The 25322-nt window shown below is 59.6% G+C and carries 14 protein-coding genes; 12 read left to right on the top strand and 2 right to left on the bottom strand.

Annotated features, from left to right (window positions below; genetic code table 11):
• Window positions 1-80 precede the first annotated feature (80 nt).
• The 9 genes from PMW70_RS08965 (at window position 81) to PMW70_RS08925 (ending at window position 19040) form a co-directional block, all read left to right on the top strand.
• On the top strand, window positions 81-599 hold the full coding sequence (locus PMW70_RS08965; protein ID WP_271744653.1) for a hypothetical protein: 519 nt from the start codon (window positions 81-83) through the stop codon (window positions 597-599).
• Between the two features lie 23 nt (window positions 600-622).
• Window positions 623-1630 carry a hypothetical protein gene (locus tag PMW70_RS08960; RefSeq protein WP_271744652.1) on the top strand — a complete coding sequence of 336 codons (1008 nt, stop codon included), beginning with the start codon at window positions 623-625 and terminating at the stop codon, window positions 1628-1630.
• Between the two features lie 75 nt (window positions 1631-1705).
• On the top strand, window positions 1706-12409 hold the full coding sequence (locus tag PMW70_RS08955; protein WP_271744651.1) for a hypothetical protein: 10704 nt from the start codon (window positions 1706-1708) through the stop codon (window positions 12407-12409).
• A 416-nt stretch (window positions 12410-12825) separates the two neighbouring features.
• On the top strand, window positions 12826-13221 hold the full coding sequence (locus tag PMW70_RS08950) for a helix-turn-helix domain-containing protein (RefSeq protein WP_117583684.1): 396 nt from the start codon (window positions 12826-12828) through the stop codon (window positions 13219-13221).
• 180 nt (window positions 13222-13401) lie between these two features.
• The gene (locus PMW70_RS08945) at window positions 13402-16284 is read left to right on the top strand and encodes a proton-conducting transporter transmembrane domain-containing protein (RefSeq protein WP_271744650.1); all 2883 of its coding nucleotides are present in this window, start codon (window positions 13402-13404) and stop codon (window positions 16282-16284) included.
• 12 nt (window positions 16285-16296) lie between these two features.
• A complete protein-coding gene (locus tag PMW70_RS08940; protein ID WP_117655435.1) occupies window positions 16297-16878 on the top strand; it encodes an NADH-quinone oxidoreductase subunit B family protein in 582 nt (193 codons plus the stop codon).
• Complete coding sequence (locus tag PMW70_RS08935) at window positions 16878-17597, top strand: NADH-quinone oxidoreductase subunit C (protein ID WP_271744649.1); 720 nt, start codon at window positions 16878-16880, stop codon at window positions 17595-17597. Before PMW70_RS08940 ends, PMW70_RS08935 begins: the two co-directional genes overlap by 1 nt.
• A gap of 5 nt (window positions 17598-17602) precedes the next feature.
• Complete coding sequence (locus PMW70_RS08930) at window positions 17603-18691, top strand: hydrogenase large subunit (RefSeq protein WP_271744648.1); 1089 nt, start codon at window positions 17603-17605, stop codon at window positions 18689-18691.
• A gap of 7 nt (window positions 18692-18698) precedes the next feature.
• Window positions 18699-19040, top strand: coding sequence for a 4Fe-4S dicluster domain-containing protein (locus PMW70_RS08925; RefSeq protein ID WP_117583679.1), 342 nt, complete (start codon window positions 18699-18701; stop codon window positions 19038-19040).
• A gap of 799 nt (window positions 19041-19839) precedes the next feature.
• On the opposite strand, the gene PMW70_RS08920 is transcribed toward PMW70_RS08925, so the two are convergent.
• Together PMW70_RS08920 and PMW70_RS08915 are read right to left on the bottom strand one after the other, a co-directional pair.
• A complete protein-coding gene (locus PMW70_RS08920) occupies window positions 19840-20469 on the bottom strand; it encodes a response regulator (protein WP_271744647.1) in 630 nt (209 codons plus the stop codon).
• Window positions 20466-21611, bottom strand: a complete 1146-nt coding sequence (locus tag PMW70_RS08915; protein WP_271744646.1) for a sensor histidine kinase — start codon at window positions 21609-21611, stop codon at window positions 20466-20468. Before PMW70_RS08915 ends, PMW70_RS08920 begins: the two co-directional genes overlap by 4 nt.
• Before the next feature lie 199 nt (window positions 21612-21810).
• On the opposite strand from PMW70_RS08915, the gene PMW70_RS08910 reads away from it, so the two are divergent.
• From PMW70_RS08910 to PMW70_RS08900, 3 genes are read left to right on the top strand one after another with little or no spacing between them, the layout of a single operon-like run.
• Window positions 21811-22749, top strand: coding sequence for an ABC transporter ATP-binding protein (locus PMW70_RS08910; RefSeq protein ID WP_271744645.1), 939 nt, complete (start codon window positions 21811-21813; stop codon window positions 22747-22749).
• A gap of 9 nt (window positions 22750-22758) precedes the next feature.
• Window positions 22759-23946 carry an ABC transporter permease gene (locus PMW70_RS08905; protein WP_271744644.1) on the top strand — a complete coding sequence of 396 codons (1188 nt, stop codon included), beginning with the start codon at window positions 22759-22761 and terminating at the stop codon, window positions 23944-23946.
• Window positions 23933-25138 carry an ABC transporter permease gene (locus tag PMW70_RS08900; RefSeq protein WP_271744643.1) on the top strand — a complete coding sequence of 402 codons (1206 nt, stop codon included), beginning with the start codon at window positions 23933-23935 and terminating at the stop codon, window positions 25136-25138. Before PMW70_RS08905 ends, PMW70_RS08900 begins: the two co-directional genes overlap by 14 nt.
• Window positions 25139-25322: the final 184 nt, after the last annotated feature.

The following is a 25322-nucleotide window of genomic DNA, read 5'->3' as shown; positions in this document are numbered from 1 at the left end:
TCCCGACGTCGTACAAAGCGTTTCCAGCCATAAAAAGGCCTCCCATTTCTTGTGTCCAAGAAATGGGAGGCAGTTCAACCGTGACCGTTCGGCGCGCGTTTTGCGTGCGGAGCGACAATGGCGATCCCGCTGCCGGCGGTCAGGCGTTTGAGCTTCAGGTTGCCAACACAACGAATATCACGGGGCTGACAATCAACGTGTACCACGTGACGGTAAATGACCCGCCGACAACGACGGGCGATGTGGTCGGTCTCGATGGACTCAACAATCCGTATTCGTGGAGTAAGGGCAAACTAATTTCGTTCGAATTTATCAATAGGGATGAGACAAACGGCCTGGCTAAAGAGCTCGCCAGCAATGATCCAACGTACGGTACTTATAAGGACGTCCAGAAAAACGCCCGTCCGCTCTACCGTTATCACACGTTCCAAAAGGCCGATCTGGACGGTTGGAATGACACGAAAGCCAACGATGCCACCAACTTTATTGTTGAGTGCACATGGAATCCGGGCGTTGTGACCGTAAACGGAAAGACGGTCTCAAACGTCAAAGAGACCGACATGGTCTACCTAATCGCTCGCGGCACGAGCGGCAACTAATAGCAGGAAGGGAGGGGTGCCAGATGCGAAAAGGCGAGAATGAACAAAATGAAATCGCGAGGCCTGTTGGCAAGCACTTTGCGCAGGTAGATGATTCTAAGGCAGAGCCTTGCTGCGCGGAGTCGGCTGCCCCTGCTTCCAAAGTGCGCAAACGCCTGTGGGCGGTTGCGGTGCTGCTGTGCGTCGTCGCGATTGTGACTGGAACCTACCTTACCCACACGGCTTTTTTGGCGGGCGACTTCCTTAAATCGGTTGCCGTTTCGGGCACGTCGCAGGCGCTGTTTGCCTCGGACATGCTCACGGGTTATACGACTGAGAGCCTGGATGACGAGAAAATTGCCGTTCGAAGCGTCATTGCCGACATGAGTGGGGATACTTGCTCCTTTACCTTCCGCATTTACAACCATCTGTTGGGCGACAAGAACAAGGTTAACGACAAAGACGTCAACGCGACGCTGAGCGTGAGGGCGACGGACACGACGGGTACTTGGAGCATTAGCGGTACGCCCACGCTGGCGGCGGACGACACGGTCAGCCTTTCCTTCCCTGCCAACAAGGCAACCATGTATGCCTATAAGGTTACGTTTTCCAAGGCGGACCTCAACAAAGCATCCTTCACCGTTAAGGCCCAGGTCGGCTCCAATAGCCCTGGCACCAACCTTAAATGGCTCGCCGCCAAGATTGCGCCTTCCGAACGTGCAGAGGTGACGGCTTCGGGCGTTTCGGGTGAGTGGGTCGACAAGAATTCGGATACCGATAAGAACTTGGGCATCAACGCTTTTGATGCCTACAACTATCGTGTGACGGTTACGGGCGTTACGACTAAGGTAAAGCTCACGTGGGGAAACGGGGTCGAGCTCGATCCGTTCTTTGAGGCGAATCACAAGAACGGTAATGGGCAAGCAGCCGTCAGCGGCAACTCGATCACATACGATGCATCTCCTGGCTCGGAAATCATCACCTTTTACCGGAAGGGTGATTCGAAGCCGACCAGCTGGGAAGCCATTGGCGTTTCGTGTTCGGCCGCGTAGGGCTAGCCGAAGCAATCCGCAAGCATAGATTTTGAGACCCCGTACGGGGCATGAGATAGGACGAGGTAGGACCAGATGAGAACGGCAAAGCGCATAACAACCGCATGCCTGACTGCGATCATGATTTTCCAGGCGCTCGCGCCCTCCACAGAGGTGTTCGCGCAAGAGCTCGACGCCGTTATGGAGGCATCCGTCTCCGCCGCGCGCGCCGCGGGCAACACGGCGCGCTCCGTACAGGATGGCGTGGTCAGTGCGTTGCAAGATGCCGATCAGGCTGCATCTGATGATGCCGCAACGACTCCGGGCGCCGATGCGGGAGCCACCGAGGGCGGCGACGGTTCTACCAACGCTGGCGAGTCGCAGGACTCCACGACCGATGGAACCACCAGCGGCGATGCTCCAGCGGAGGGCGACGCGTCCCAAGACGATGCGGCTGCCGATGAGGGCGCTGCTGACGAAGAACAAGCGGATGACGCGGACGCGGATGCTGCTGATCAGGCAAACACCGACCCCACCATCACTACTGTCGAGGCTCTCAGGCACGAGTTGGGTGACGGCGATGTCATCACTGACGACTCGGGCGCCGTCACGGCCATTACCTTTGAGTCCAACGCCGACCTTATCGCCATCTCCAACACCGATCCCGCCATCTACCAGAACGCGAACATCTCCAAAGGTGGCTCGACCGGCATCGACTTCGACGTGTGCGGCGCGGAGATCGTGGGCGGCCTGGGTAGCCTCACGTTCCAGGGCTTCGGCAGCGATGCCTACCCTTTCAAAGGCGCGCTCAACCTCGGCGACAGGACCCTGACCGTCAACAAGACGCTCTTCAACAACATCGAGCTCAGCGACGCCAACAGCACCGTAAAGCTCACCTGGAAGGGTACCGATGCCCAGCCCATCGTGGCCGCAAAGGTCACGGGCGCGGACAAGACGCTTGCTGCCACCGTTACCGTGGGCACGCCCAAGAGCGATACCGAAAAGGACATCTGCAAGCTCACCTCGCCGCTTGTGGGCGAGGTCACGGGCGCGCTCACGCTTAACGCCACCTACACGACAAGCGCGAACAGCCCCCTGGCAGTCGATATGCAATCGAGCGCAGGCAACATGGGCTTGCTTGCGAACACCCTTGCCGAAAAAGCATCGTTTACGCTTGCGGGCCTCGCCCTGCCGGACAACCTCGACGGTACGCCCACCATCAACGCGACAGCCGATGGCGCCAACGCAGGAGGCCTTATCGGCGAGGCGCAGGAGGGTGTCACCGTCGCCCTACCAACTGGCATCGATGTCTCGGCGCTGAGCGTCGCAGGTAAAAACGCGGCGGGCGGTCTTATCGGTAAGGCGACTAAGCTCACGCTCACCGTGGGCAAGGATAACAGCGGAAAAGACGCCTCGGGCAAGGCCATTGCCATCAAGCCCGCGTATGCGGTTGGATCGTCATCTGCCGGGACGTATGCAGGTGGCCTTATCGGCGACGCCTCGTTTGCCGACGCATTCACCATCAACAGCGGCATCTTCGACTTTGGCAAGGGGGTGGCGCTCAGTGTGTCCAACACGAGCGCTGCCCCTTCCGCCGGCGGACTGTTCGGCGTACTCGACATATCGAACGGCGATGTGGCCGTCAACGGCGGTTCGTATACAAGCACGCTGCAAAATGGCAAGGACGACAACAAGCACGGCAACTACGGCGGCTTGGTGGGCAAGCTGTGGGGGAAGAAGAACGGCGACGCGCTGCATGCCTTTACGGTGCAGGATGATACTGCGGTGTCGTTCGGCGTGGGCTCCAACGGCAAACTCACCTACGCGGGCGGCCTAGTAGGCTACCTTGGCGAAGGCGGCGGGAGTGCCAACGTGTCCGCCGTGGTCATCAGTGATGCAACAGTGACATGCTCAACCTCGGGCTACGCCAGTACAAATGGCAAATACGGCGGCGCCGTGGGCGTCGTGGACACAAACAACGTTCTAGAAGTGCGCGGCCTGAAAGTCAAAACCGCCAGCGGCGCTACCATCGGCGGCACAAACGGCGGCTTTGCCGGAGTCGTTGGGTCGTCGTGGCTCGGCATCGTCAAGTTCAGCGGTATCACCGACCTGTCGGATGCCACCTTCGTAGAAAATGATCACACTGCGCAGCTGATTTATGAGAACTTCAACTCGCTGATTTTTGCCGCCGGTAGCGGAAGCGATAGTGGCGCCGCCGCAGGCGATATCACGAAACGGCAATATAAGCGCCCCTCTACGCCCGTCAAGATCGATGACGTGTACAGCTACGGCCAGGTCATTCGCTTGGGCAACCCGTTGAGCGAGGACCTCATCTCCATCAACGAAGCGCACCGGTGGAACTTTAGCTCTAAGCTCGTAAAAACTGGCGATGCATTTGCGCTGGCAAGTATCGACGATTTCGCAAAGCTGGCGATTACCTGGCAAACCAACGGCTACTACTCGATGGTTGACGGCGTTACCGAAAACAACCTTAACGGCTTGCAGTCCTCGACCATTACGGTGAACGGCACTATTGATCTCAAGGGCACGGGCCTAACGGGTTTCACGCAGGATCGTGCAGACGGCTCGCAAGTTTTCTCGGGAACGTTGAACGGTGGCGGCACAATTAACCTTGCCGTCGGCGAGCCGTACAGCAAGCGTGGTGAAGCTGTGCTCGACGGCAATGACACGAGCGACGGCAACGGCAAAATCTACCGCCACGGTCGCTTGGGCTTGTTCGCGGCCGTCAACGGCGCAACCATCTCCAACGTCACAATCGCTGGCTCCATGAAGTTCGATAACGGTTCGGCTATCGATGCCGGGTCGCTTGCAGGTACCATCGTCGGCAACCTGTCATTGTCTGGCGTAACGTGCAAAACGAATATCGCGTGTGATGATACGTTCAGCAACGAAGTGAACATTGGTGGTATTGCGGGCAGCGTGTCGGCGGCTTCTACGGTTGCGTTTGAGGGCAACAGCAAGGCCCAGGCGACCATCACTAAAGCTCAAACGCTTAACGGCAATATGCGCATTGGCGGCGCCATCGGCTATGTGGGCGACTATACCTCGAAATTCAATGTTACGCGCCTCGAAGTCGGCGGCAAAATCAAAACCGGCGATTGCGCCGGCGGCAAGATTGCCCAAGTCGGTGGCTTTATCGGCTGCATTGTGCAGGGATCGAACGAGAAGAACGTTACCATTACCGGTCTTAGCTTTAGTGAATTCGCTATGACCGTGGGCAAGAACGGCGATAAGCTCAACGGCGCCGGTGGTCTTCTGGGCTACAGCTGGGGCAATGCCATCGTCACCATTGGCGATGCTGCGAATACCAGCGACAGCACCTACGCCCTCAAAACTACCAACAACACGACCGTGACCGCAAATAGCTCTACCGAGGTCGGCGGCCTCGTATACGCCGCTAGTGGACACTGGATCGTCAACGACTACGCCATCGATCTTTCGAACGCAACCATTAATGCCGATAAGGCAGCGGTGCTTGGCCTGCTCATCGGCCGAGGTGGCAGGACGGAGAATTCTTCAACATATGGAGTAGAAACTTATAGCGGCTTGTACTTGGAGAACAGGGCAAGTTGGGATACTGCATATAAGGTCAATGCTGCTGCAGGCAATGGCGTGAAAATCAACAACACGGCAATCAAAAGCGACGACAGTGATACTTCGTTTGATGAATGGGTTGGCAATGGCACTAAGCCTGCCTATGGCAACGAAGCCGGCAGCAAGCTTATTGATGGCGAATGGAACGCTGTCGTTTCGCTGCATACCAATGACGGTGCCAATGGCGGCAAGCTCAACATGAGTGGAGAGCCGGGAAGTGACAACAGCTATCACAATCGGTCGGCTTTCGGCAATAACCACAAAACGAATGCCTGGACGAGGTATTACTACAATCTTGACAAAGCATATGCGGAGGTGGGCAACAACGAAAAAAATAGCAGCGCAAGCAGTTGGATGGATTCCGCAGAGTACCTACTGCTTTGGTGCGCGTACCTGTATGCTCCTAGCGCGATTCAGGACTATATCATTCCGGGAAATCAGGCTATTTTCCAAGGAAACAATATTGGCACGAGCGACAGCGCGGGTGTGGAAATCAATTTAGATGGATACAGTTTCTATCCTACTGACCCCGCGAAGGGCTCAACGGTTACTGTGAATAATGCAACGATTACGTTCCATTATTCCGACATTAAAGCTGAGCAAGAAGGTAACAAAAAGAATAGCGAAGCCACGCAGCACGAAAATATGCACTGCGCTCTCATCGGAACCCATACGGGCAGCCTCAAGGTTAAAAATGTCACGCTTGCAGGCACCGTGGGCTCTGTTGTGAACGATGCGGGAAGTTCGTCCGGTGCACTTGTGTGCCGCTGTATTTATGGGCCCATCAATGAGACTAATGTGGCGCAGCTCGAGATAGATGGGCTGACACTCGACGGCTTGACGGTCGACGGTGTGAATGACAATACCAGTTACGCTCCTCTGCTTATCAGCGAGATGCAGACATGCGTGAGCCTGAGCGCTAAGAATATTTCAACCCGTAACTACGCGAATGGGGCCACGGCGGCAACCTCGCTCTTCGGCAGACTCGGCGTGGGAAAAAATTCCGATCAGGTGACGGCGAAGTTTGAGCAAATCAGCTTACCCAGCCAAAGGAACAAAACGATCTTCACCCATGCGAGCCTGCTGGAGAGTTTTGGCTACGGAAGCACGAGCACGGGCTCTGCGGACTATACCTTTACTAAGGACGATGCCGATGCGGGCAAGGTGACATATGGAAGCGAAATCGATGCCAAGGACAAGGAATACTCTGGCAAGCAGCTTTGGTATTACGATAAAGAAACCTATGCCACCCCTAATGACTTGGTGACGGTTGATAAAAAGCCGGCAGATGCCAAGAATCCTCGGTTTGGTGACTATCTTCCTTATGTTTACAAGGGAAAAGCCACCGAGGATGGCGTCCAGTATCACGAAATCAAGGTTAACCAGCGCATCCCTAACCTGATGACGGGATGCGGTACGTATAGCGATCCGTACGCCGTTACGGACGCGACGGAAATGAACGCCATCGCTAACTACATCAACAACAGCGTGGCGTTGGATGGCTGGGAAGTCACTATTGCCGCCGATCAGTCCAGACTGTGCGAGCGGCGTAACAAAACGAAGATCGACAGCGCGAGGACCGACAACGAGGTCGTGTACGTCTATAAGCAGGCGAACGGTGCTGATAACAAATGGGAGAAGAAGAACGGCGATGCAACGACCGATCCCTCGCAGACGTTGAGCGACGAAACCATGCACCGCTATGTGCAGAGTGCGTATTACAGCATTGAGCCTCCTGAGGGCAATAAGATTACCGTCGATGCGGCCTCGTTTGGCGGATTTGGCAACAAGGCCAATCCGTTCCGTGGCGTAATTGTTGGCGACCTAGGCAAGCCAACTGCGTCAATTGAGATTGAAAATAACAAGGGCGAGCTTCGCGGTCTCATTCCCTATAGCTATGGCAGCGTGGTGCGCAATCTCAACATCAACTATGTGAATGCGCAGGCGACTATTACTTATTCTGAGAAGGATGCGGACGGCGTCCCGACGGCGTTTTTCGGCGGCGTTATCGGCTGCATCCTTGGTGGCGATAACATTATCGATGGCGTGGTCGTAAACAACCCAAATAACGGCTCGTCGACGTACGGCTTTACGGTTGCTGGTGACGGGGATAAGCGTCATCTTGTCCCTATCGGCGGTTACGTTGGTGCCATTGCGGGCGGTGGCGTGATTTTCCGCAAAACGGGCGAATCGTGGCGCGGCGGCACAAAGAACAAAAAGTACAAGTCCTCTAAGGAAGATGCCGCAAAGTATGACCAGTACGACAACCCCTACGTTGGTCGTGTGATCGATGGCTATGCCTTTAGAGAGGGCTGCAATGTCGACAACGGTGACGCTAACTACAAGATCAACGAACTCACAGATAAGGGGACGCCCTGCGTCACCACTACGGGCACCGACTTGAAATACCTCGGCACTAACGCCGAGGCGCCCGTGACCACGCTCGAAAACGCCCAGGGCCTTTTGGTGCTCTCGGCCATCATCAGCTCGGGTGCGGGTGCTGGCGCGGCACATACCAACTACTCCAATAATGGCGTGTTCCGCGGTTCCAAGGCTTACTGGGGCAGCGATTCGCAAGACCCGGCGATATGCGGCTACCTGTTTGGCAACAAGGAATATGGCAAGGTGCGGAATGCTGACTACGCAAACGTGGGCAAGCCTGCGAGTGCTGCCAGCGATTTCGAAATCGCCAAAAACGACGATCAGAAGGCCCCCGGCAAGCAGGGGTGGCACGGCCCGCTCGACCATGATGACGATGTAAATTCGCCCTACCTGGTGGCGTCCTACGCTGCCAACTACCAAACGGGCTACGTGTGCGCGTCGAGATCGATCGGCATGAGCCTGGAGTTCAAGGAAAATGCCACCTACGATATGACCGGCTACGGCACGGGATACGTGGGCCTCAGTGGTCGTTACTATTCCAATGCTTGCAACTCGAACGATGCGCCCACCGACCGCGACCGCATCACGCCGCACGTGGCCACGATCGACGGCAACGGCGCCACCATCACGGTGGGTACCGAAGACACCGCCTACGGCGTCGTCGAATATGCCGATGACGACTATAAGGTCTCGGGCGTGGGCGGCCTGTTCAGTACTGTGATGTTCACCTCAAGCTATGTCGCCCCCAGCGTCACCGCGAACGGCGACGCACAAGTCAAAGACCTCACCTTTAGTAACTGCAACGTATCGCTCACCTATATCGACACCAACGGCGAAGCCAAACCGGGACAGGCATCGAATGACCTTATCGGCACCGGCCTTTTGGCGGGCGCAACGGCCAACTACGATGGCGGAACGTGCGGTGTCTACCGCAACGTGCGGATGAAGAACTGCACCGTGTCGGGCGCCAAGAGCGTGGGCGGGCTTCTTGGTAGCTCGGGCTGCGCCAGCCGAAGGACGGATAACGACATGACCTATATGGTCAATTTTGGCTCCGGCATGCAGGCCCCCGCGTATCTCTATGACTGCTCATACACTGGCCTCAACGTCACGGGTGAGAAGTATGTCGGCGGCTACGTGGGTACGGTCGCCTCGGCGTGTGGCATGTGGACAACCGCAACCAAAGGGGTAAGCGAGAAGACTGTTGCCGCGAACTCGACCATAACCGCCACGGGGACAACGCCCTACGTGGGCGGTGTGCTCGGCTATGCCAAATCAAGCGATATCTCGGTCAACACTAACGTCGGCACCACCGTAGCGGTCTCGTCGAGCAGCACGGCAGTTATCTCTGGGGTAAATGTGCTTGCTACCGGGGAGAACACCGATACGTGCATGGGCGCCGGCGGTGTGCTCGGAAGCGCCTATAGCGGAGTTATTTCTATGAGCAACGTGCGCATTGATGGCGGAGACGGCAGCAAGAATGCCCTCATCGGCGATGAGACCGGAAAGAACACGACCATCCGCAATGCGGGCGGCTTGATTGGCGAGGTTACGACCAGCATCTATAGATCCAACGTGTACTGGTTCGAGGGCTGCAGCGTCGAGAACATCGACGTTGCCGGCACTAACCAATGCTCAGGTGGGCTGATTGGCTACTTCTACAGCAACGATGGTATAACTTGCAACAATATCGCGATTGAGGGTGCTACGATCAAGGGCAGCTGGAGCGGTGGTCTGCTTGGTGCGATTCACAACGGTTCCGACGTCATCAACGTCACCAACACAAGGGTATCCAACACCACGTTTAGCGGAACCTCCAACGGCGGCATTGCGGGCGACGGACGTGGCCAGTTCCATCTGGTAAACGTGCTTATGGATGGCAACACCTACAAAAAGGACGCTAAGCAGGGCGTGCTCTTGGGCGAGGTTGACACAGGGGATAATCGGTACAGCCTCTCCGCAGCAGGTGTGGACGTAAAGCCTGGCGACGGCAAGACCACGAGCGACCTGCCGCCGATGGTTTACACGACCAATGCGGCTGCGGTTAACAAGAAAACCTACATCGCGTTCGGAGACTACAACGACAAGCTCGCCGTACCCGGCAAGGGCATCACGCTCTACGGTGCGGACGATACCGCTACCACGGCGGCAAGCCCGTACGTGACCACGAGCCCCGTGAGCACGCTGGCGGTGCGTGCCTCCAACGGCGACACCACTGATCGCTATCTGTTTGGCGACGGTGCCGCCATTGACACCGCGGTGACCATCCAAAGCCAGGCGGGTGCCCGCGTTCCCGGCCGCTACACCTACACCAACATCAGCGGCATCAATGATGACGGCACGTACCAAAACAAGAAAACCTACAGTGCGGACAGCTCAAAGAGCACTTTCAACGCCAACAACGTTACTTCGGGCAAGAAGGTTGCAACCGACTTCCCTGTACTCATGATTCCCGGCAACGACACGACGACGGTCGAGAAGTATCTGAACATCGTGACTAACGGCGGCTTTTCCGATGCCCGCCGCCTCAACGGCAGCGCCAAGCACGTGACCGCCACCGCTGAGGTCTTCTCGCTTGCCGATAACGGCGCCTTCGTCAAGGACGCAACCGCCTCGCAAACGCCCACGCTCAAGGTACTCAACAACGGCACGAGCTCCATGGTTTTCCGCGCGAGTACCGACTGGGACAACGAGCGGGGCCGCTTCACGCTGCTCACGGTCACTTTTAGCGAGGCCGGCCAGAGCTACCGCGTGCAGGTGCCCATCATCGTTAAGCGCATGCTCGAGATCGACTTCACCGCCACCTACTCCGAGGGCGCGAACTTCAAGGCTGCCGACTTTGCGACTCAATACGACAATCACGTGCTTGTGAGCAGCGGCGATACCATGACCGGCTACCTTACCTGGACCTATGGTAGCGCCCGGGGCGAGGCAGTCGCTTACGGCTGGAACACGCTGCTCGAAGCCGGTGGCTCCATGGGCCCGCTCAACAAGAGCATCACCTTCGGCGCCACGCTGCCCAAGGGCACGCAGCTCACGCTCGTGGACACTGCTCATAACAACCGTGAATATCACTGCACGGTGGGCGCGGGAGGAGCGGCGTCGGTCAAGCTCACCGACTTTGTGGATGCCGACAACAATGCCTACGTCGAGCCGTGGCTGAGCGAAATCGTGGGCGTGACGCACAAGGAGGACAAGGACGGTGCCTGGGTCAAGCTCACCGATGCCGAGGTCAAAGGCAAGAGCCAGGTCGAGCTCGAGAAGGCGGCCGGCGCCAAGGTCGGCGGTGCGTACTACCGCGCACGTACATCTTCCGACACGACGGGCACGTTCTACACCCTCTCCGTTGCCGAGGAAGAGCCCAAGAGTGAGAACTTCTACTTGGCGGTGCGCACGCCGGCGGGCTCTGCGGGTGTCAACGGCTACACCGCAACTACGGTGGACACGAGCCTCAACGAGCACATCAACTACCTGCTGCGAGGCAAGAAAGCAGCCGACGGCAAGGCTGCCGAGGATGGGCACCAGAATACGGCCTCGACCTACAGCGTGACATCCAACTACACGCACGGCCTCATCGATAACAACGAGGGCGGCATCAAACGGATGGAGCTTCACGATGTCACCTATCCGCTTACCATGAAGGTAAGCGACACCGTGAAGTTCGACTCGAACCAGCAATACACGAGCTCCGACGCGCTGTACTACCAGCTGGATTCTTCGCTCGTGAACTACGGGAAGAACGGCAGTGCTGCGGGCGCGCATGGCTACCCGACTGGAACCCAGGGTACGTATTCGTTCTACGTGACAGTGGGGGGCAAGTACTACGTCCCGCATGCCTCAACCGTGAACGGCAAGACGAAGTGGACATGGAGGGAGGCAACCGCTGAAGATCCTTGCGCTGCTTCGGCTGTATGGGCTGCGGATGGCGGGGACATGAAATTGACGCTGGCCGACGCGAATTTTGGAGCAATTGATCTTTCTGGCATTCGCGAGATCGCTAAGAACCATAACAGCCAGTTCACCATCACTATGGAGGCGAATCTCGCCATGACGGAGCCTGCGTGCCAGGCTGGTATTATCGCTTCGCAGAATGGCGGCACAGATAAGTACACAAAGCCCAACTACCGTGCGCACCTCTCTACGCATGCCGAAACGCTCAGCACCAGTAGCAACTCGGCATACATCGACGGCATAGCTGGATACTACCGCATGGACGTGGGCTCCTCGACTATTGCGCTCGAGGCTTCAAAGAAGTCGCAGCTGGGCATCAACATCGATGACCTCAAGTCCGCCGACGGCGAAATCGCTCTGGTGGGAACGTATGATTTGTCCAAGCTCGCGGGTGCCGAGGCCATGATCTCCAATGCCAGCACGGTGACGTACACGCTGAGCTTGCAGAAGCGCCGCCAAGATGATGGCAGTTATGATGCGGTCGACAACATCTCAAGCTACATTACGGTGCTCGGTAGCGATAAGTTGGCTAACGGCTCTTTGAGCGCCGATGGCAAGAACTACGTATTTACTGATAGCAAGGGGGCTGGCGGCGCGTTCGCCACGCGCGACGGCAACAGCCTTGCCTTTAAGCATGCTTTCCGCGTTAAGGTGAATACGAATGTTGAGGGCAAGGACCAAACTTATGCCAACTACCGCTTGGTGCTTACGGCTCATATGTCCGGCGTCGGTGTCAACGACACGCCGGTTAACGTTAGCAACCTTGATGGCTATTCGCACTCCGACTACGTGACGTACACGCTGGCGCGCATCAACACCGACGGCATTCGCCATGAGACGAAAACCAACTAGCCACGCGAGGGGCGGCAACCACCCGGTTGCCGCCCCTTTTCTTGTTCTCCTGGCCTGCTGCTGCCCCAGCTTTCCACCTAGCTTTCCAGCTTTCCACCTTAGGTGGTAAGTTAAGTGGAAAGCTGGAAAGTAAGTGGAAAGTTGACATGTAGGTGCGGGCTGAAGAGGGGTTAATAATTACACAAACCATACCAGCCAAACAAAAAGATACCAATCTGGTTGGTAAAACACCGTCAATGAGCCGCGAGCTAACTAGCTGCGTAAATAAAACCTAAAGAACTGTTGCAAATTAATGGCAAATGCCCAGATGCCGCCGTGCGATTTTCAATTAACTGTTACGCGCAAACAGCAAAATGCTACTATCTAACATGCACGTAAGAAAGCAGATTAACGGTTAAGGCTAAGAAGTGGCAGGTATGTCGGAAGCAACAAGGACTCGCACGCATGCGCCCGAGGTTAGGCAGCGCGCCGTCGAGGTCCTCCAAGAGGGGGTCGGTCATCGCGTCCTCGCCGCGGAGCTCGGCATTCCCCAGGCCACGGCTCGTCAGTGGGCCCGCGCATATGCCGTGGACGGTGCCGACGCCGTTCTCAACGCCGGTTCGCATCATCACACCTATTCGTACGAAGTTAAGCTCGCCGTGGTCAAGGACCGCTTGGAAAACGGCTTAACGGTTCGCGAGGCCATGATCAAGCACAAGATTCCTAGCGAGTCTTCGGTCAAGGCTTGGTGCCGTCAGTACCGCGAGAGCGGTGAGTCCGCACTGGTCGATAAGCCGCGCGGTCGCAAGCCGCGCGTTAAAAAGGCGGAATAGCAAACGGGATGGTGCACCCACAGGGGCGCATTTTTCTTGCCGCCCCTCTGCTCCAATGCGGGCGTGCCCTTACCCCGTACGCCTAAAACTCCCCAGTTGACCGAAAACCCGCCGCCGCTACTCCTCAACTGAGCTATAACGTTAAACAATTGCAGCGTTTTTGCATGGGGGAGTGATGGTATGACGCTACTGTATTTCCTTACCCTGTTTCCGCTGGTACCGGCGCTGGGCATGCTGCTCGCGCGCGGTGACCGCGCCCGCGATGCGGTAGGGCTTGTAGGCTCTGGCATCATTATGGCGGTGACAGTTGTAGTCGCCGTCATGTTTTTTGGCACGGGTCCGCAGAGCTTTGAGGTTGCCCCCGGCACCTCGCATGTGCTCTCGATCATCAGTTCCGTTATCGGCGTCATCCTGTGCGCTGTCATCCTGTACAACGCGTACAAATATAGGAACGCGCTCACCACGGTGCTCGGCATAGTCCAGCTGGTGGGCTCGCTCGCCTTTGCAGCCATGACGTTGCCCGCGGCCGAAGCCGTCACGGCAACGCCACTCTACCTGGACTACATGAGCGTGATCATGGTCCTCGCCGTCGGCATCGTCGGCAGTCTAATCTGCTTGTATGCCCTGGGCTACATGAAGGACTTCCAGGCCCATGACGAGCACGAGGCCGCGCTGCGCGGGCAGACCGCGCCCGACCGTCGCCCGCAGTTCCTGGCGCTCATGTTCCTGTTCCTCTCGGCCATGTTCGTCATCGTGACGAGCGACAACCTTGAGTGGCTGTTCTGCGGCTGGGAAATCACCACCGTGTGTTCGTTCCTTATGATTGGCTACACGCGTACGCCCGAGGCCATCAAGAACGCCTTTACCCAAATCATCCTCAACATGCTGGGCGGCATCGCGTTTTTGGCCGGACTTATGTATCTGCACGTTAACGGCATGCCGCTGACCATCTCGGGCATGATCGAGCTTTCCGGCACCGGAACCGCGCAGTCCGCGCTGCTGGTGATGCCGGTCATCCTGTTGTCGCTCGCCGCGCTCACCAAGGCCGCACAGATGCCGTTCCACACTTGGCTGTTGGGTGCCATGGTTGCCCCCACGCCCACGAGCGCCCTGCTGCACTCGTCCACCATGGTCAAAGCCGGCGTGTTCCTGATGGTCAAGCTCAGCCCACTCTATGCCATCTATCCCGTGACCGGCTTTATGGTCACGAGTGTGGGTGCCATCACGTTTTTGCTCGCTGCCCTCATGGCCATCTCGCAGAGCAACGCCAAACGCGTGCTCGCGTACTCCACCATTTCCAACTTGGGCCTTATCAGCGCCTGCCTGGGCGTCGGCGCGCCCGAGGCCGTGTGGGCCGCGATCTTCCTGATCCTGTTCCATACGGTGGCAAAGTCGCTGCTGTTCCTGTGCGTGGGCACGGCCGAGCATCATATCGGCAGCCGCAATATCGAGGACATGGACGGTATGTTCAGCCGCATGCCGCACCTGACGCGCCTGATGATGCTGGGCATTATGGGCATGTTCGTGGCCCCGTTTGGCATGCTCGTGTCCAAGTGGGGCGCCCTGGTGGCGTTTGCCCAGACCGGCAACGTGCTCATGATCATGGTGCTTGCCTTTGGCTCGGCCGCGACGTTCTTCTTCTGGGGCAAGTGGCTTGCCAAGCTTTCGGGCGTCGACCCCACGGCTCAAAACGTTGAGGTCAATGTCCATAAGACCGAATGGATGGCCCTCAACACCATCGCCGCGCTGCTGATTCTGTGCTGCGTGGCGTTCCCGGTTATCTCGAGCGGTCTGGTGTCGCCTTACTTGGCCATGGTGTTTGGCCGCGTGCCGTACGTTATTGGCAAGGATGCCATGTATCTGATGGTGGTTATCGTGGCTTTTATCGCCGTGGTGCTGCTGACTTCATTCCGCGTGAGCAACAAACCGCACGTAAACGTATATCTTTCGGGTGTGGGAACCGACAATTACCGCCATTTCCGCGGCTCGATGGGACGCGAGGTGAAGGCCGAAAAGCGCAATTGGTACTCGGTGGACGCCCTTGGCGAGAAGCGTATTGGTCCCGCGGGTAGCGTCGTGTGCTGCAGCATTATCTTGTTTGCGCTGCTGTGTTGCGCGTGGATTGGGCCCGAGAGACTTGCCATGAGCGCGCCCTCGGTGTTGCGCGGCAAGTATTTCGAAGGCTCGGGTGTCGTGGGCATCTTTATTGGTACCGTGGCGTTTGCCCTGCTAGCGCCGCTTGTGGGCGGCCTGATCGACGGTATCGACCGCAAACTTTCGGCCCGCATGCAGGGCCGCGTGGGCCCGCGTCTGCTGCAGCCCTTCTACGACGTTGCCAAGCTGCTGCGCAAGGCCCCTGCCAGCGTAAACACCATGGACGATACCTATATGGCATGTGCGCTCATCTTTACCGTGGTAGGCGGCGGCATCTTTGTGTCGGGTTCCAACACGCTGCTGTGCGCCTTTATGGTTACGCTCGCCGCGATCTTTGTGGTGCTGGCGTCCGCCTCGACGCAAAGCCCGTTTGCGCAGGTCGGCGCCGATCGCGAGCTGCTGCAGGTTATGAGCTACGAGCCCGCCGTTCTGCTGATGAGCGTGGGCCTGTACCTTGCCACCGACAGCTTCGATTCCATTGCCGTGACGGGGCAGTCGGCCCCCATCATCGTGTACAGCGCGCCCATTTTCCTTGCGCTGCTCGCGGTGCTTACCATCAAGCTACGCAAGTCGCCGTTCGACCTTTCGTACTCGCATCACGCGCATCAGGAGATTGTCCAGGGCGTCGCCACCGAGATGAGCGGCAGCACGCTGGCCAAGATGACCCTTATGCACTGGTGCGAGACCGTGCTGTTTTTGATGTGGGTGGGCATGTTCTTTGTCTGGGACAACCCGGTGAGCTGGGTGGTCGCCCTGGTCGTGATGGTCGCGACGTATTTTGTCGAGGTACTGATCGACAACACCTTTGCCCGCAGCACCTGGCGCAGCTGCTTTAAGCTCGGCTGGGGCGTGGCGCTGGTGTTTGGCCTGCTCAACCTTATGCCCATCCTCGTCGACGTGTTTATTTAGGAGGCAGCATCCATGGATCATAAAATGTCGCGCTCGCCGTGGGTTATTCATTACGACGGCTCGAGCTGCAACGGATGCGATATCGAGGTGCTGGCCTCGCTCACGCCGCTGTTCGATGCGGAGCGCTTTGGCGTGGTCAACACCGGCAACCCCAAACATGCGGACATCTTTTTGGTGACGGGCTCGGTCAATGCCCAGAACCTGCCCGTCGTGCGCCAGATCTACAACCAGATGCTCGAGCCCAAGTGCGTGGTGGCCTGCGGTATCTGCGCGTGCTCGGGCGGCGTATTCCGCGATGCCTATAACGTGATCGGCGGCGTGGACCGCGCGATTCCCGTGGACGTGTACGCGCCCGGATGCGCCATTCGCCCCGAGACCGTGATCGATGCCATTGTGGAGGCGTGCGGCATCCTTGATCAGAAGGAGGCCGTGATGCGTGCCGGCGGCGACCCGCTTACCGTAGGCGGCGCTGCTACCTGGGATGGTGGCGTTGAGCTGGGCGAGGACGGGTTTGTGGCTGCTGCGGGTGCCGGGGCCGGTGTCGACGCAGGCACGGCTGACGGTGCGCCCGCCGCTGCAAAGGAGGCCGAGTAATGCAAAAGGCTATCTATACCACCGTTGGGATCGACGAGCTCCTGTCGCATGTCCAGGCGCTCAAGGGCGTCGGCGCGCGCTTTGTGCAGATGCACGCCGAGCGCAACGTCGACGACGGCTCGTATCGCCTGGTCTATACGTTTATCAACGTTCGCGCTGCTCAGGAACATATTGCGCAGGACGGCAGCTATGCGATCGAGAATCTGGTGGTTGAGGGCATCGACCAGTACCAGGAGATTCCGTCCATCAGCTCGTATTACCCCGCGGTGTTCCCGTTTGAAAATGAGGCCCACGACCTGTTTGGTCTTGCCATTACCGATATGCAGATCGACTTTAAGGGCTTTTTCTACCAGGTTTCGACTGCCGAGCCCATGAGCGTTATCACGCCCGAGGTGAAGGCCGCGCGCGAGAAGGCCATGAAGGTCCGCGCGGCTGCCGAGGCCAAGGCGCGCAAGGCCGCTGCCGAGAAGGCCGCCGCGGCTGCGGCTGCTGCAGGGGAGGGCGTTGCGGGCGCCGGCGATGCCGCGGGCGCCGCCGTCGCTCGGCCCGCTGCGGCTGCCGGCTCCGATGCTCAGCATGACGAGGCCGCGGCCAAGGCCGCACTTAAGGCCGCCGAGATGGAGGCAAAGCTCGCCGCCATGGATCCCGAGAAAGCGGCCAAGGTCCGCGCGGCGCTTGCCGCCAAGGTCGTCCGCGACAAGCAGAAAAAGGAGGCGTAAGGTCCATGGCATATCGCTCCGTTATTCCGTTTGGCCCGCAGCACCCGGTGCTGCCCGAGCCGCTTCATCTGGACCTGGTGATCGAGGACGACCGCGTTCTCGAGGCAATTCCGCAGATCGGCTTTGTGCACCGCGGACTCGAGAAGCTCACCGAAAAGCGCGACATGCATCAGTTTGGCTACATCGCCGAGCGCATCTGCGGCATCTGCGCCGTGGGCCACAGTTACGGCTATGCCAGCGCCTGCGAGCGCATGCTCGGCATCGAGGTGCCCGGGCGCGTGCAGTATATCCGCACCATTTTGCACGAGCTTTCGCGCATTCACTCGCACCTGCTGTGGCTGGGCCTGCTCGCCGATGCCTTTGGCTTTGAGGCGCTGTTCTATCGTTCGTGGACCCTGCGCGAGCAGATTCTCAAGATCTTTGAGAGCACGTGCGGCGGCCGCGTGATTCTGTCGATCAATGAGATCGGCGGCCTTAAGCACGATATCGAGGACTCCGAGCTGGCGGGTATTGTCCAGACGCTCGATGCCATGCGTCCCGACTACGAGGCCCTGGTGCATACTTTTTTGGACGACGACAGCTGCGGCGAGCGCCTGCACGGCGTGGGCGTGATCAGCAAGAAGGACGCGCTGGATCTGTCGATGGTCGGCCCGTTCGGGCGCGCCTCGGGCGTGGACTATGACGTGCGCATGTTTGGCGACGGCGCCTATGCGGATCTGGCTGCGTTTGAGCCAATTGTCGCTACCGATGGCGACTGCTATGCCCGCTGCCAGGTGCGTTGCGCCGAGGTCACGCAGGCTATGGACATCATCAAGGAGCTTGTGGGCAAGATTCCGCACGACGGTATCGGTGGGCGTACCAAGCTCACGCCGGCCGACGGCGCGCGCGGCGAGGTTGTGATTGAGCAGCCGCGCGGCGAGGCGTATTACTATGTGCGCGGCAACGGCACCAAGAACCTGGACCGTTTCCGCGTGCGCACGCCGACGTCGCAAAACCTGGCGGGTCTGACGCATGCGCTGCAGGGCGTGCTCATTGCCAACGTGCCCATGATTATCCTGACCATCGACCCCTGCATTAGCTGCACGGAAAGGTAGGCGCGGCATGAGTTTGCTGACATTTGCCAAGATGGCCTTGGGTTCTATGGTCAAGCAGCCGGTCACGGTGTGCTATCCGCAGGAGAAGCTGACGGCGCCCGAGCGCTTGCGCGGGCATATCGTCAATGACATGGACGTGTGCATCTGCTGCGGCATGTGCGCGCGGCGTTGCCCGGCGGGCGCGCTCGCGGTCGATCGCAAGGGCGGAACGTGGTCGATCGACCCGTATGCTTGCGTGGTGTGCGGCGAGTGCATCGAAAGCTGCCCTAAACACTGCCTGAGCATGGACACCGCCCGCACTCCAGTTGCGGCGGACAAGACTCCCACGGTAGAAACTAAGCCGGAGTAGCGCAGGAGTAGAACTGGAATAGGGGCCGGCGGGGCAAAAATGCCCCGCCGGCCCCGCGCTTAAACGCGCGGTTGGGCCGTCGCGAACAAAACTATGCCGGATTACGGGGCTGGATAGCGAACCTCCGACCATATCGAAAACCAAGATAATAAAACCGCAGGTAGACTGCTTGCTGTTTTTCAAAAATAGGGGGTATGGATGAGGGCTCCGACTTTAGCCCCGTAAACCGGCATAGTTTTGAAATGGCACCATATCAGTAACAGCCTTTGATCTCCCGTGGACAGAGGGAAACGGATCATTTTTGCCTTGCGAGGGCTGCCGCGTGACCCGCCTGCCACGAAATGGGCCCATCTACTACGTTTAGGCTGCTACCCTCAACCATGGCAAGTAATGCGAAATAAAAATCGCAGGTAGAACGCCTGCGATTTTGCATGAAAAGCGGGTATGGTCGGGGGTATCGAGTCAAACGTAGTAGATGGGCAGGTTTCGTGGCTAGCGGTTCCGGCTGATCCCTTGGGGACGGAGGAAAACGGATCATTTTGGTCTCGCGAGGCTTGCGGAGGCGCTCGTGCAGGGCCGCCCGAACAAAACTATGCCGGTTTACGGGGCTGAGTCACGAGTCCCCAACCATGCCGATATTCGTGAAAATAAAACCGCAGGTAGACGAGTCGTTATTTTGCAGAAAACGCGGGTATGGATGGGGGTCCTGAGTTTAGCCCCGTAAACCGGCATAGTTTTGAAATGGTATTAAATCGGTAGCAGCCATTTTGCTATGCCGGGGCGGTTGGCCGTTGGGTAATTACCCTCGCAGGTAGGCGATGGCGATTTGGGTGCGGTTGCGCAGACCCATTTTGGCAAGGATCGAGCTGATGTGGTTGCGTACGGTGCCTTCGCCCATGTAGGCGGTGGCGGCGATCTCCTTGTTGTCGAGGCCGCGGGCGATGAGCTCGGCGACTTCGAACTCACGGTCGGTCAGGCTGGCAAAGGCGGCGGGCCGGCGAGGCGTGCCCGCCTCAACGCCCGTTCCGTCAAAGTCGATATCCTCGATCGCCTTGCCCTCGAGCACGCGTTTGCCGTCCATGACCTGCGCCAGTGCCGGTGGAATGGCGGCGACATCGGTTTTGATCAGGTAGCCGCGGGCGCCCAGTTTGAGTGCCGACACAATATACTCGTCATCCGAGAATGTCGTCAGAAACACCACGCGCGCCGCAGGGTCGCGCTCAAGGATCTCGCGTGCCGCCGAAAGTCCGTCGCGTCCCGGCATCTGAATGTCGAGCAGCGCGATGTCGGGCGCGTGCTCGCCGTAGAGCGCGACCGCGTCGTCGCCATTGGCGCCGGTGCCCACCACCTCGATCTGCGGCTGGGCGCCCAGGATAATCTTGAGCGAATCGACCACTAGGCGGTCGTCGTCGACAACGATGAGCCTCATCGGCCCTCATCTCCTTGCGGTTTGGGAACGGTGGCAAACACACGCCAGCCGCTGGTGCCGGCGCGCGGACCGGCGGTGAAGGTGCCGCCAAGCGCCTCGACGCGCTCGCGCATGGAGGCGAGCCCCATGCCTTCTGCGACGTTGCGGCCGCTTGCTTGAACCCCGCCCACGCCATCGTCGGTAACGATGAGCTGGTAAAACGACGGATGTTCCATGCATCGTACAGTGACAGCATGGGCGCAAGCGTGGCGCATGGTGTTGGAGAGCGCCTCGCGCAGGACCGCCGCAAAGCAGTTGACGACATTTGCGGGCGTATGTTCAGTCATAACTTCAAGCTCAATCTGCGGGCCGCCGTCCGAGCGCGCGCCTTCAACAATGCGTTCGAGCTGCACGGAAAGGTCGACGGCGTTGTCGTTGAGCGAATGGACGCTAGTACGCACAAGCTGGAGCGCCTCGTCAACCGTGCGTTTGACGTCGGCGAAATCGGCGGCGACGCCGGGCTCGCCGGCGTGCACGACGCGCAGGGCCTCGGTCTGCAGCGAGGCACGCGTGAGCTGGTGCCCGACATTATCGTGGATCTCGCGCGCGATGCGGGCGCGTTCGGCGAGCGTCGCGAGCTCGACTTCGTAGTCCTGGCGATCGGCGAGGTCGCGGTTGCGCGCTTCGAGCGCGAGGGCTCGTTCCTGCAGCTCGTCGCGGATGCGGCGCATGCGCTGCTGCTCGCGCTCCAGCTGGGCGGTACGTAGCGATAGCAAGGTGGCGGCAACCGAAAGGATGGCGGTCAGCAGGAGCGTTCGGGCGGTGAGCGCGTCGGCGCGAAGGTCCGCGACGAGCGTACAGGCAAAGACGGCGCCGACACCCAGCGCGATCCAGGCGTGCTCATGGCGCACGCGCCGCGCGATGTCATAGAGGGCGAGAGGCGCAAACGGCACAAACGGCGGCACGAAGACAGCCGCGATGACGTAAACGTAGCTCGCGGCCTCGCTCGCACGGCAGGCGCGGTTCCCCCGTGCGACCTCGGCCAGCGAGGTGGCAATAACGCCAAGGCAAAACGCCGCGACCAGGTGAGCGTTCACAGCAAGACCCATGGCGGCCGCAATACAGCACGCCAGCACGATCGATTTGTCGAAAAGCCTGTTCATACGGGTATTGTACGCGAAGCCGCGCACGGTGGAGGGGCCGCCTGCGCAACCGTGACATTCCTCCCACGCGGCAAAGCGGGGGCGTCGGCAGGCCGCACGACCAAGACCTCCGCACTCGTGACAAAGCTCACTGGCGCGTGCCACCCACTCCTGCGATGATGCAATCGTACCGGGCCGCAACCAACAGAAGGGCCGCCTCATGACAGACATCGTCCATGTTGAAAACCTCGTCAAGCGCTATGACGATCTTATTGCGCTCGACCACTTTAACCTGAACATCGCCCCCGGCGAGATCTTTGGCCTGCTCGGCCCCAACGGCTCGGGCAAAACCACGTCCATCAACTGTATCCTGCAGCTGCTTGCCTACGACAAGGGCGCCATCGAGCTGTTCGGTGAGCCCATGACGCCCGCCCGCTACGACCTCAAGCGCCGCATCGGCGTGGTGCCGCAGCAGGTGGCGGTGTTTGACGAGCTTACCGTGCGTGAGAACATCGACTATTTCTGCAGTCTTTACGTCAACGACCGCAAACGCCGCCGCGCGCTGGTGGACGAGGCGATCGACTTTGTCGGCCTGGGCGACTTTACCAAGTTCCGCCCCGGCAAGCTCTCGGGCGGCCTGGCACGCCGCCTCAACATTGCCTGCGGCATCGCGCACAAGCCCGAGCTCATCTTTTTTGACGAGCCTACGGTGGCAGTCGATCCACAGAGCCGCAACGCCATCCTGGAGGGCATCTGCCGCCTGCGCGGCGAAGGCGCCACGGTGGTGTATACCAGCCATTACATGGAGGAAGTCGAGCAGATCTGCAACCGCATCATGATCATGGATGGTGGGCGCGTGCTGGCGCAGGGCACTAACGACGAGCTCAAGCGCATGATTCAGATGGGCGAGCGCGTGACCGTCGAGGTCGGCGCCGTCGAGCCCGCCACGGTCGAGCGACTGCGCGCCCTCGAGCATGTGCTTTCGGTTGAGCTGTCCGACGGCGAGCTTGTCTGCACCTGCGAAGCGAGCCCGCACAACTTGGTCGACATCCTTGACACGCTGCGCGCCGCCGACGTGGCGCTCGGCCGCGTGTGGAGCGAGCCGCCCACGCTCAACGATGTGTTCCTCGAGATCACCGGCCGCGAGCTGCGCGACTAGGGGGCAGCCATGTTCAACACCATCATAACCACGGCCAAGACGCTATTGCGCCGGCCGAGCACATGGGTCTGGGGCGCGATCTTTCCCGTCGCGCTTTTAACGATGTTCATGTTTATGTTTGCGAACCTGAGCTCTGACGGCAAGATCGACCCGGTGCCGGTAGCCGTTGTCGCTGACGAAACCTGGGGCGCTTCGTCCTTTAAGGACGTGGCGACCTCGCTTGCCAGGGAGGGCGACGATCAACTGCTCGATGTGAGCGAGTACGAAGACTTGGCTGCCGCGCGCAAGGCACTCAAGGCCGGCGAGGTCGCGGGCATCTATACGGTCGACGACGCGGGCACGCCCAAACTCACGTTGCTTTCGAGCTATGACGGCTCGCGTGCGTCGTCGGTACTCACCGACCGCAGCATTCTGGAGACGGTAGCAAGCTCGTATACGCAAAATGCCGAGCTCATGGCCCAGATTGCTCAAGATGATCCGGCGGCGCTCGCCGATCCGGAGGCGGTTGCGCGCGCCCTATCGCTCGAGGGCGGCACCCGTCGCGTGAGCCTTACGCGCACCACGCCCGACGCTGCGACCATCTACTATTTCGCACTCTTTGGCCTGGTCGCGATGATGTCTGCCGAGTTTGCGGCCCTGGCCGTCGTCGATCTGCAGCCCAACCTGTCCGGCCTCGGCGCGCGTCGCTGCGTGGGCGGCGTCTCCAAGACGGCGTCGCTGGCCGGCATTTTTGTCGGCTCGTGGCTGGTTTCCTTTGCATCGATGGCGGTTGCGATCGGCTACGTGCACCTGGTCGTGGGCGTCGACTTTGGCGGGCGCGAGGGGTTGTGCCTGCTGGGCGGGGCTGCATCCGCGCTTGCCGCCACGGGCCTGGGGCTCTTTGTGGGCACGCTTCCCGTTAAGGGCGGCAAGGCATCCAAGTCGGGCATCCTCACGGGCTTTGCCACCACGCGCGCTTTGTTCGCCGGCCTCTACGGCGAGCCGGCGATGGCGCTTGCCGACGACGTCGCCCGCGCTTGTCCGGTCGAGTGCTGGCTCAACCCCGTCAAGCTCATCTGCGATATGTTCAATCGCCTGTATTTCTTTGAGGACCTGGGGCCCTTCGCTGTTCGCGCCGGCGCGCTCGTCCTGATGGCCCTGGTGTTTGTCGCCGCCGCTACGCTGATCTTTGGAAGGAGCCGCTATGAGCACCTTTAAGACCGCGCTTCGCATGGCGCTCGCGCACCCGCTCTATCTGCTCATCTACACGGTGTTCATTTCGCTGTTGGGTGTGTTTATCGCGGCCTCCGTCAGCTGGAATTCGTCTCAGCTTACCGAGTACAAGCCTTACGACACCAACGTGATCGTGGTCGACCGCGACAATAGCGACCTTTCGCGGGCGCTTACCAAGCACCTGGGCTCACGCTTTGACCTGGTCACGGGCGTCGGCGACGACACGTACGACCTTGCCGACGCGCTCTCCAAGAGCAACAGCGCCAAGGGTAGTGCCGATTGCGTGTTCTTTATCCCGGAAGGGTTCGAGGACGACCTGATCGCGGCCTCCCGCGCGGGGGAATCCCTGCCCAAGCTCGACGTGGCCTATGGCTCCGGCACCATGGCGGCGGCGCTTTCGTCCGCCGAGGCCTCGCGCTGGATCTCGCTCGCGGGCGCCGCGGCGGCGCTTGAACCCGCTGCCTCCAACGGTGATGTCGCAAGGGCCGCCGAGCACGCGGCCGCAAAGCGCGCGGAGGTCCAGATCGAGCAGGTCAAGGTCGACTCGACTGCTGCTGCCACGCTCGAGTCGTACTTCAACTTTGGCGCGTACGCGATCATCTCGTCGGTCATCGTGTCGGTGGGGCTGGTGTTCTCGGGCATGAACGAGCCCGAGCGCGTGCGCCGCATGGAGGCCGCCCCGCTCTCCGAGCGCCAGCGTTCGCTTGCCGTGTTCGCGGCCGCCGCCGTGCTCACCGTTTGCATCTGGCTTGTGTCGAGCATGATGGGCGTCGTGGGCTTTGCCGGCGCGGTTGCCGAGGTCGGCGTGGGCCGCGTGTGCCTGGCGCTGGCGGCAACGTTTGCCCTGGCGTGCACGCCGCTGGCCGTTGGCTTTACGCTGTCGAGCCTGGGCGCGCGCGAGGAGCTGCTCAACGGTGTGGGCAACTTACTCGGCATGCTCATGACGTTTTTGGGTGGCGCCTGGATGCCGCTGTCGCTCATGGGCTCGGCCGTGCAGACCGTGGCGCATTTTGTGCCGACGTTTTGGGTGAACGACGCGATCGGCAAGGCGCTCGCCGCGGACCTGACGTCCACCGTGCTGGGCGACATCGCCTGCGACCTGGGCGTTACGGTGCTCTTTGCCGCGGCCATCACCGCCGTAGGCATGGCCCTCACCCGCGCCAAATCCCATGCCTAGCTACCTGGTCATCGGGGACGTTCTTAAACGACTGGTCGCTGGGGACAGTCTTTGCCGATCTGCCGGCTCGCCGGCCGGGCTGGCAAGGGCTGTCCCTGGCGGCACTCATTGGGGACAGACTTAAATTGAACTGCGTCCCGAATCTTGGCCTTCTTTATTAGAAGCGAACACTAGGACGCTTTCA

The sequence above is a fragment of the Collinsella aerofaciens genome (genome assembly GCF_028209625.1).
GTDB classification, from domain to species: Bacteria; Actinomycetota; Coriobacteriia; order Coriobacteriales; family Coriobacteriaceae; genus Collinsella; species Collinsella aerofaciens_AM.
Note: the sequence above shows the minus strand (reverse complement) of the source record. Positions and strands in the feature narration are given on the sequence as shown.

Bases quoted from the DNA above. Each gene is read 5' to 3' on its own strand.
- PMW70_RS08930 (WP_271744648.1), top strand. From the start codon at position 17,603: ATGGCATATCGCTCCGTTATTCCGTTTGGCCCGCAGCACCCGGTGCTG.
- PMW70_RS08960 (WP_271744652.1), top strand. From the start codon at position 623: ATGCGAAAAGGCGAGAATGAACAAAATGAAATCGCGAGGCCTGTTGGC.
- PMW70_RS08915 (WP_271744646.1), bottom strand. From the start codon at position 21,611: ATGAACAGGCTTTTCGACAAATCGATCGTGCTGGCGTGCTGTATTGCG.
- PMW70_RS08950 (WP_117583684.1), top strand. From the start codon at position 12,826: ATGTCGGAAGCAACAAGGACTCGCACGCATGCGCCCGAGGTTAGGCAG.
- PMW70_RS08910 (WP_271744645.1), top strand. From the start codon at position 21,811: ATGACAGACATCGTCCATGTTGAAAACCTCGTCAAGCGCTATGACGAT.
- PMW70_RS08925 (WP_117583679.1), top strand. From the start codon at position 18,699: ATGAGTTTGCTGACATTTGCCAAGATGGCCTTGGGTTCTATGGTCAAG.
- PMW70_RS08955 (WP_271744651.1), top strand. From the start codon at position 1,706: ATGAGAACGGCAAAGCGCATAACAACCGCATGCCTGACTGCGATCATG.
- PMW70_RS08940 (WP_117655435.1), top strand. From the start codon at position 16,297: ATGGATCATAAAATGTCGCGCTCGCCGTGGGTTATTCATTACGACGGC.
- PMW70_RS08920 (WP_271744647.1), bottom strand. From the start codon at position 20,469: ATGAGGCTCATCGTTGTCGACGACGACCGCCTAGTGGTCGATTCGCTC.
- PMW70_RS08935 (WP_271744649.1), top strand. From the start codon at position 16,878: ATGCAAAAGGCTATCTATACCACCGTTGGGATCGACGAGCTCCTGTCG.
- PMW70_RS08900 (WP_271744643.1), top strand. From the start codon at position 23,933: ATGAGCACCTTTAAGACCGCGCTTCGCATGGCGCTCGCGCACCCGCTC.
- PMW70_RS08945 (WP_271744650.1), top strand. From the start codon at position 13,402: ATGACGCTACTGTATTTCCTTACCCTGTTTCCGCTGGTACCGGCGCTG.
- PMW70_RS08905 (WP_271744644.1), top strand. From the start codon at position 22,759: ATGTTCAACACCATCATAACCACGGCCAAGACGCTATTGCGCCGGCCG.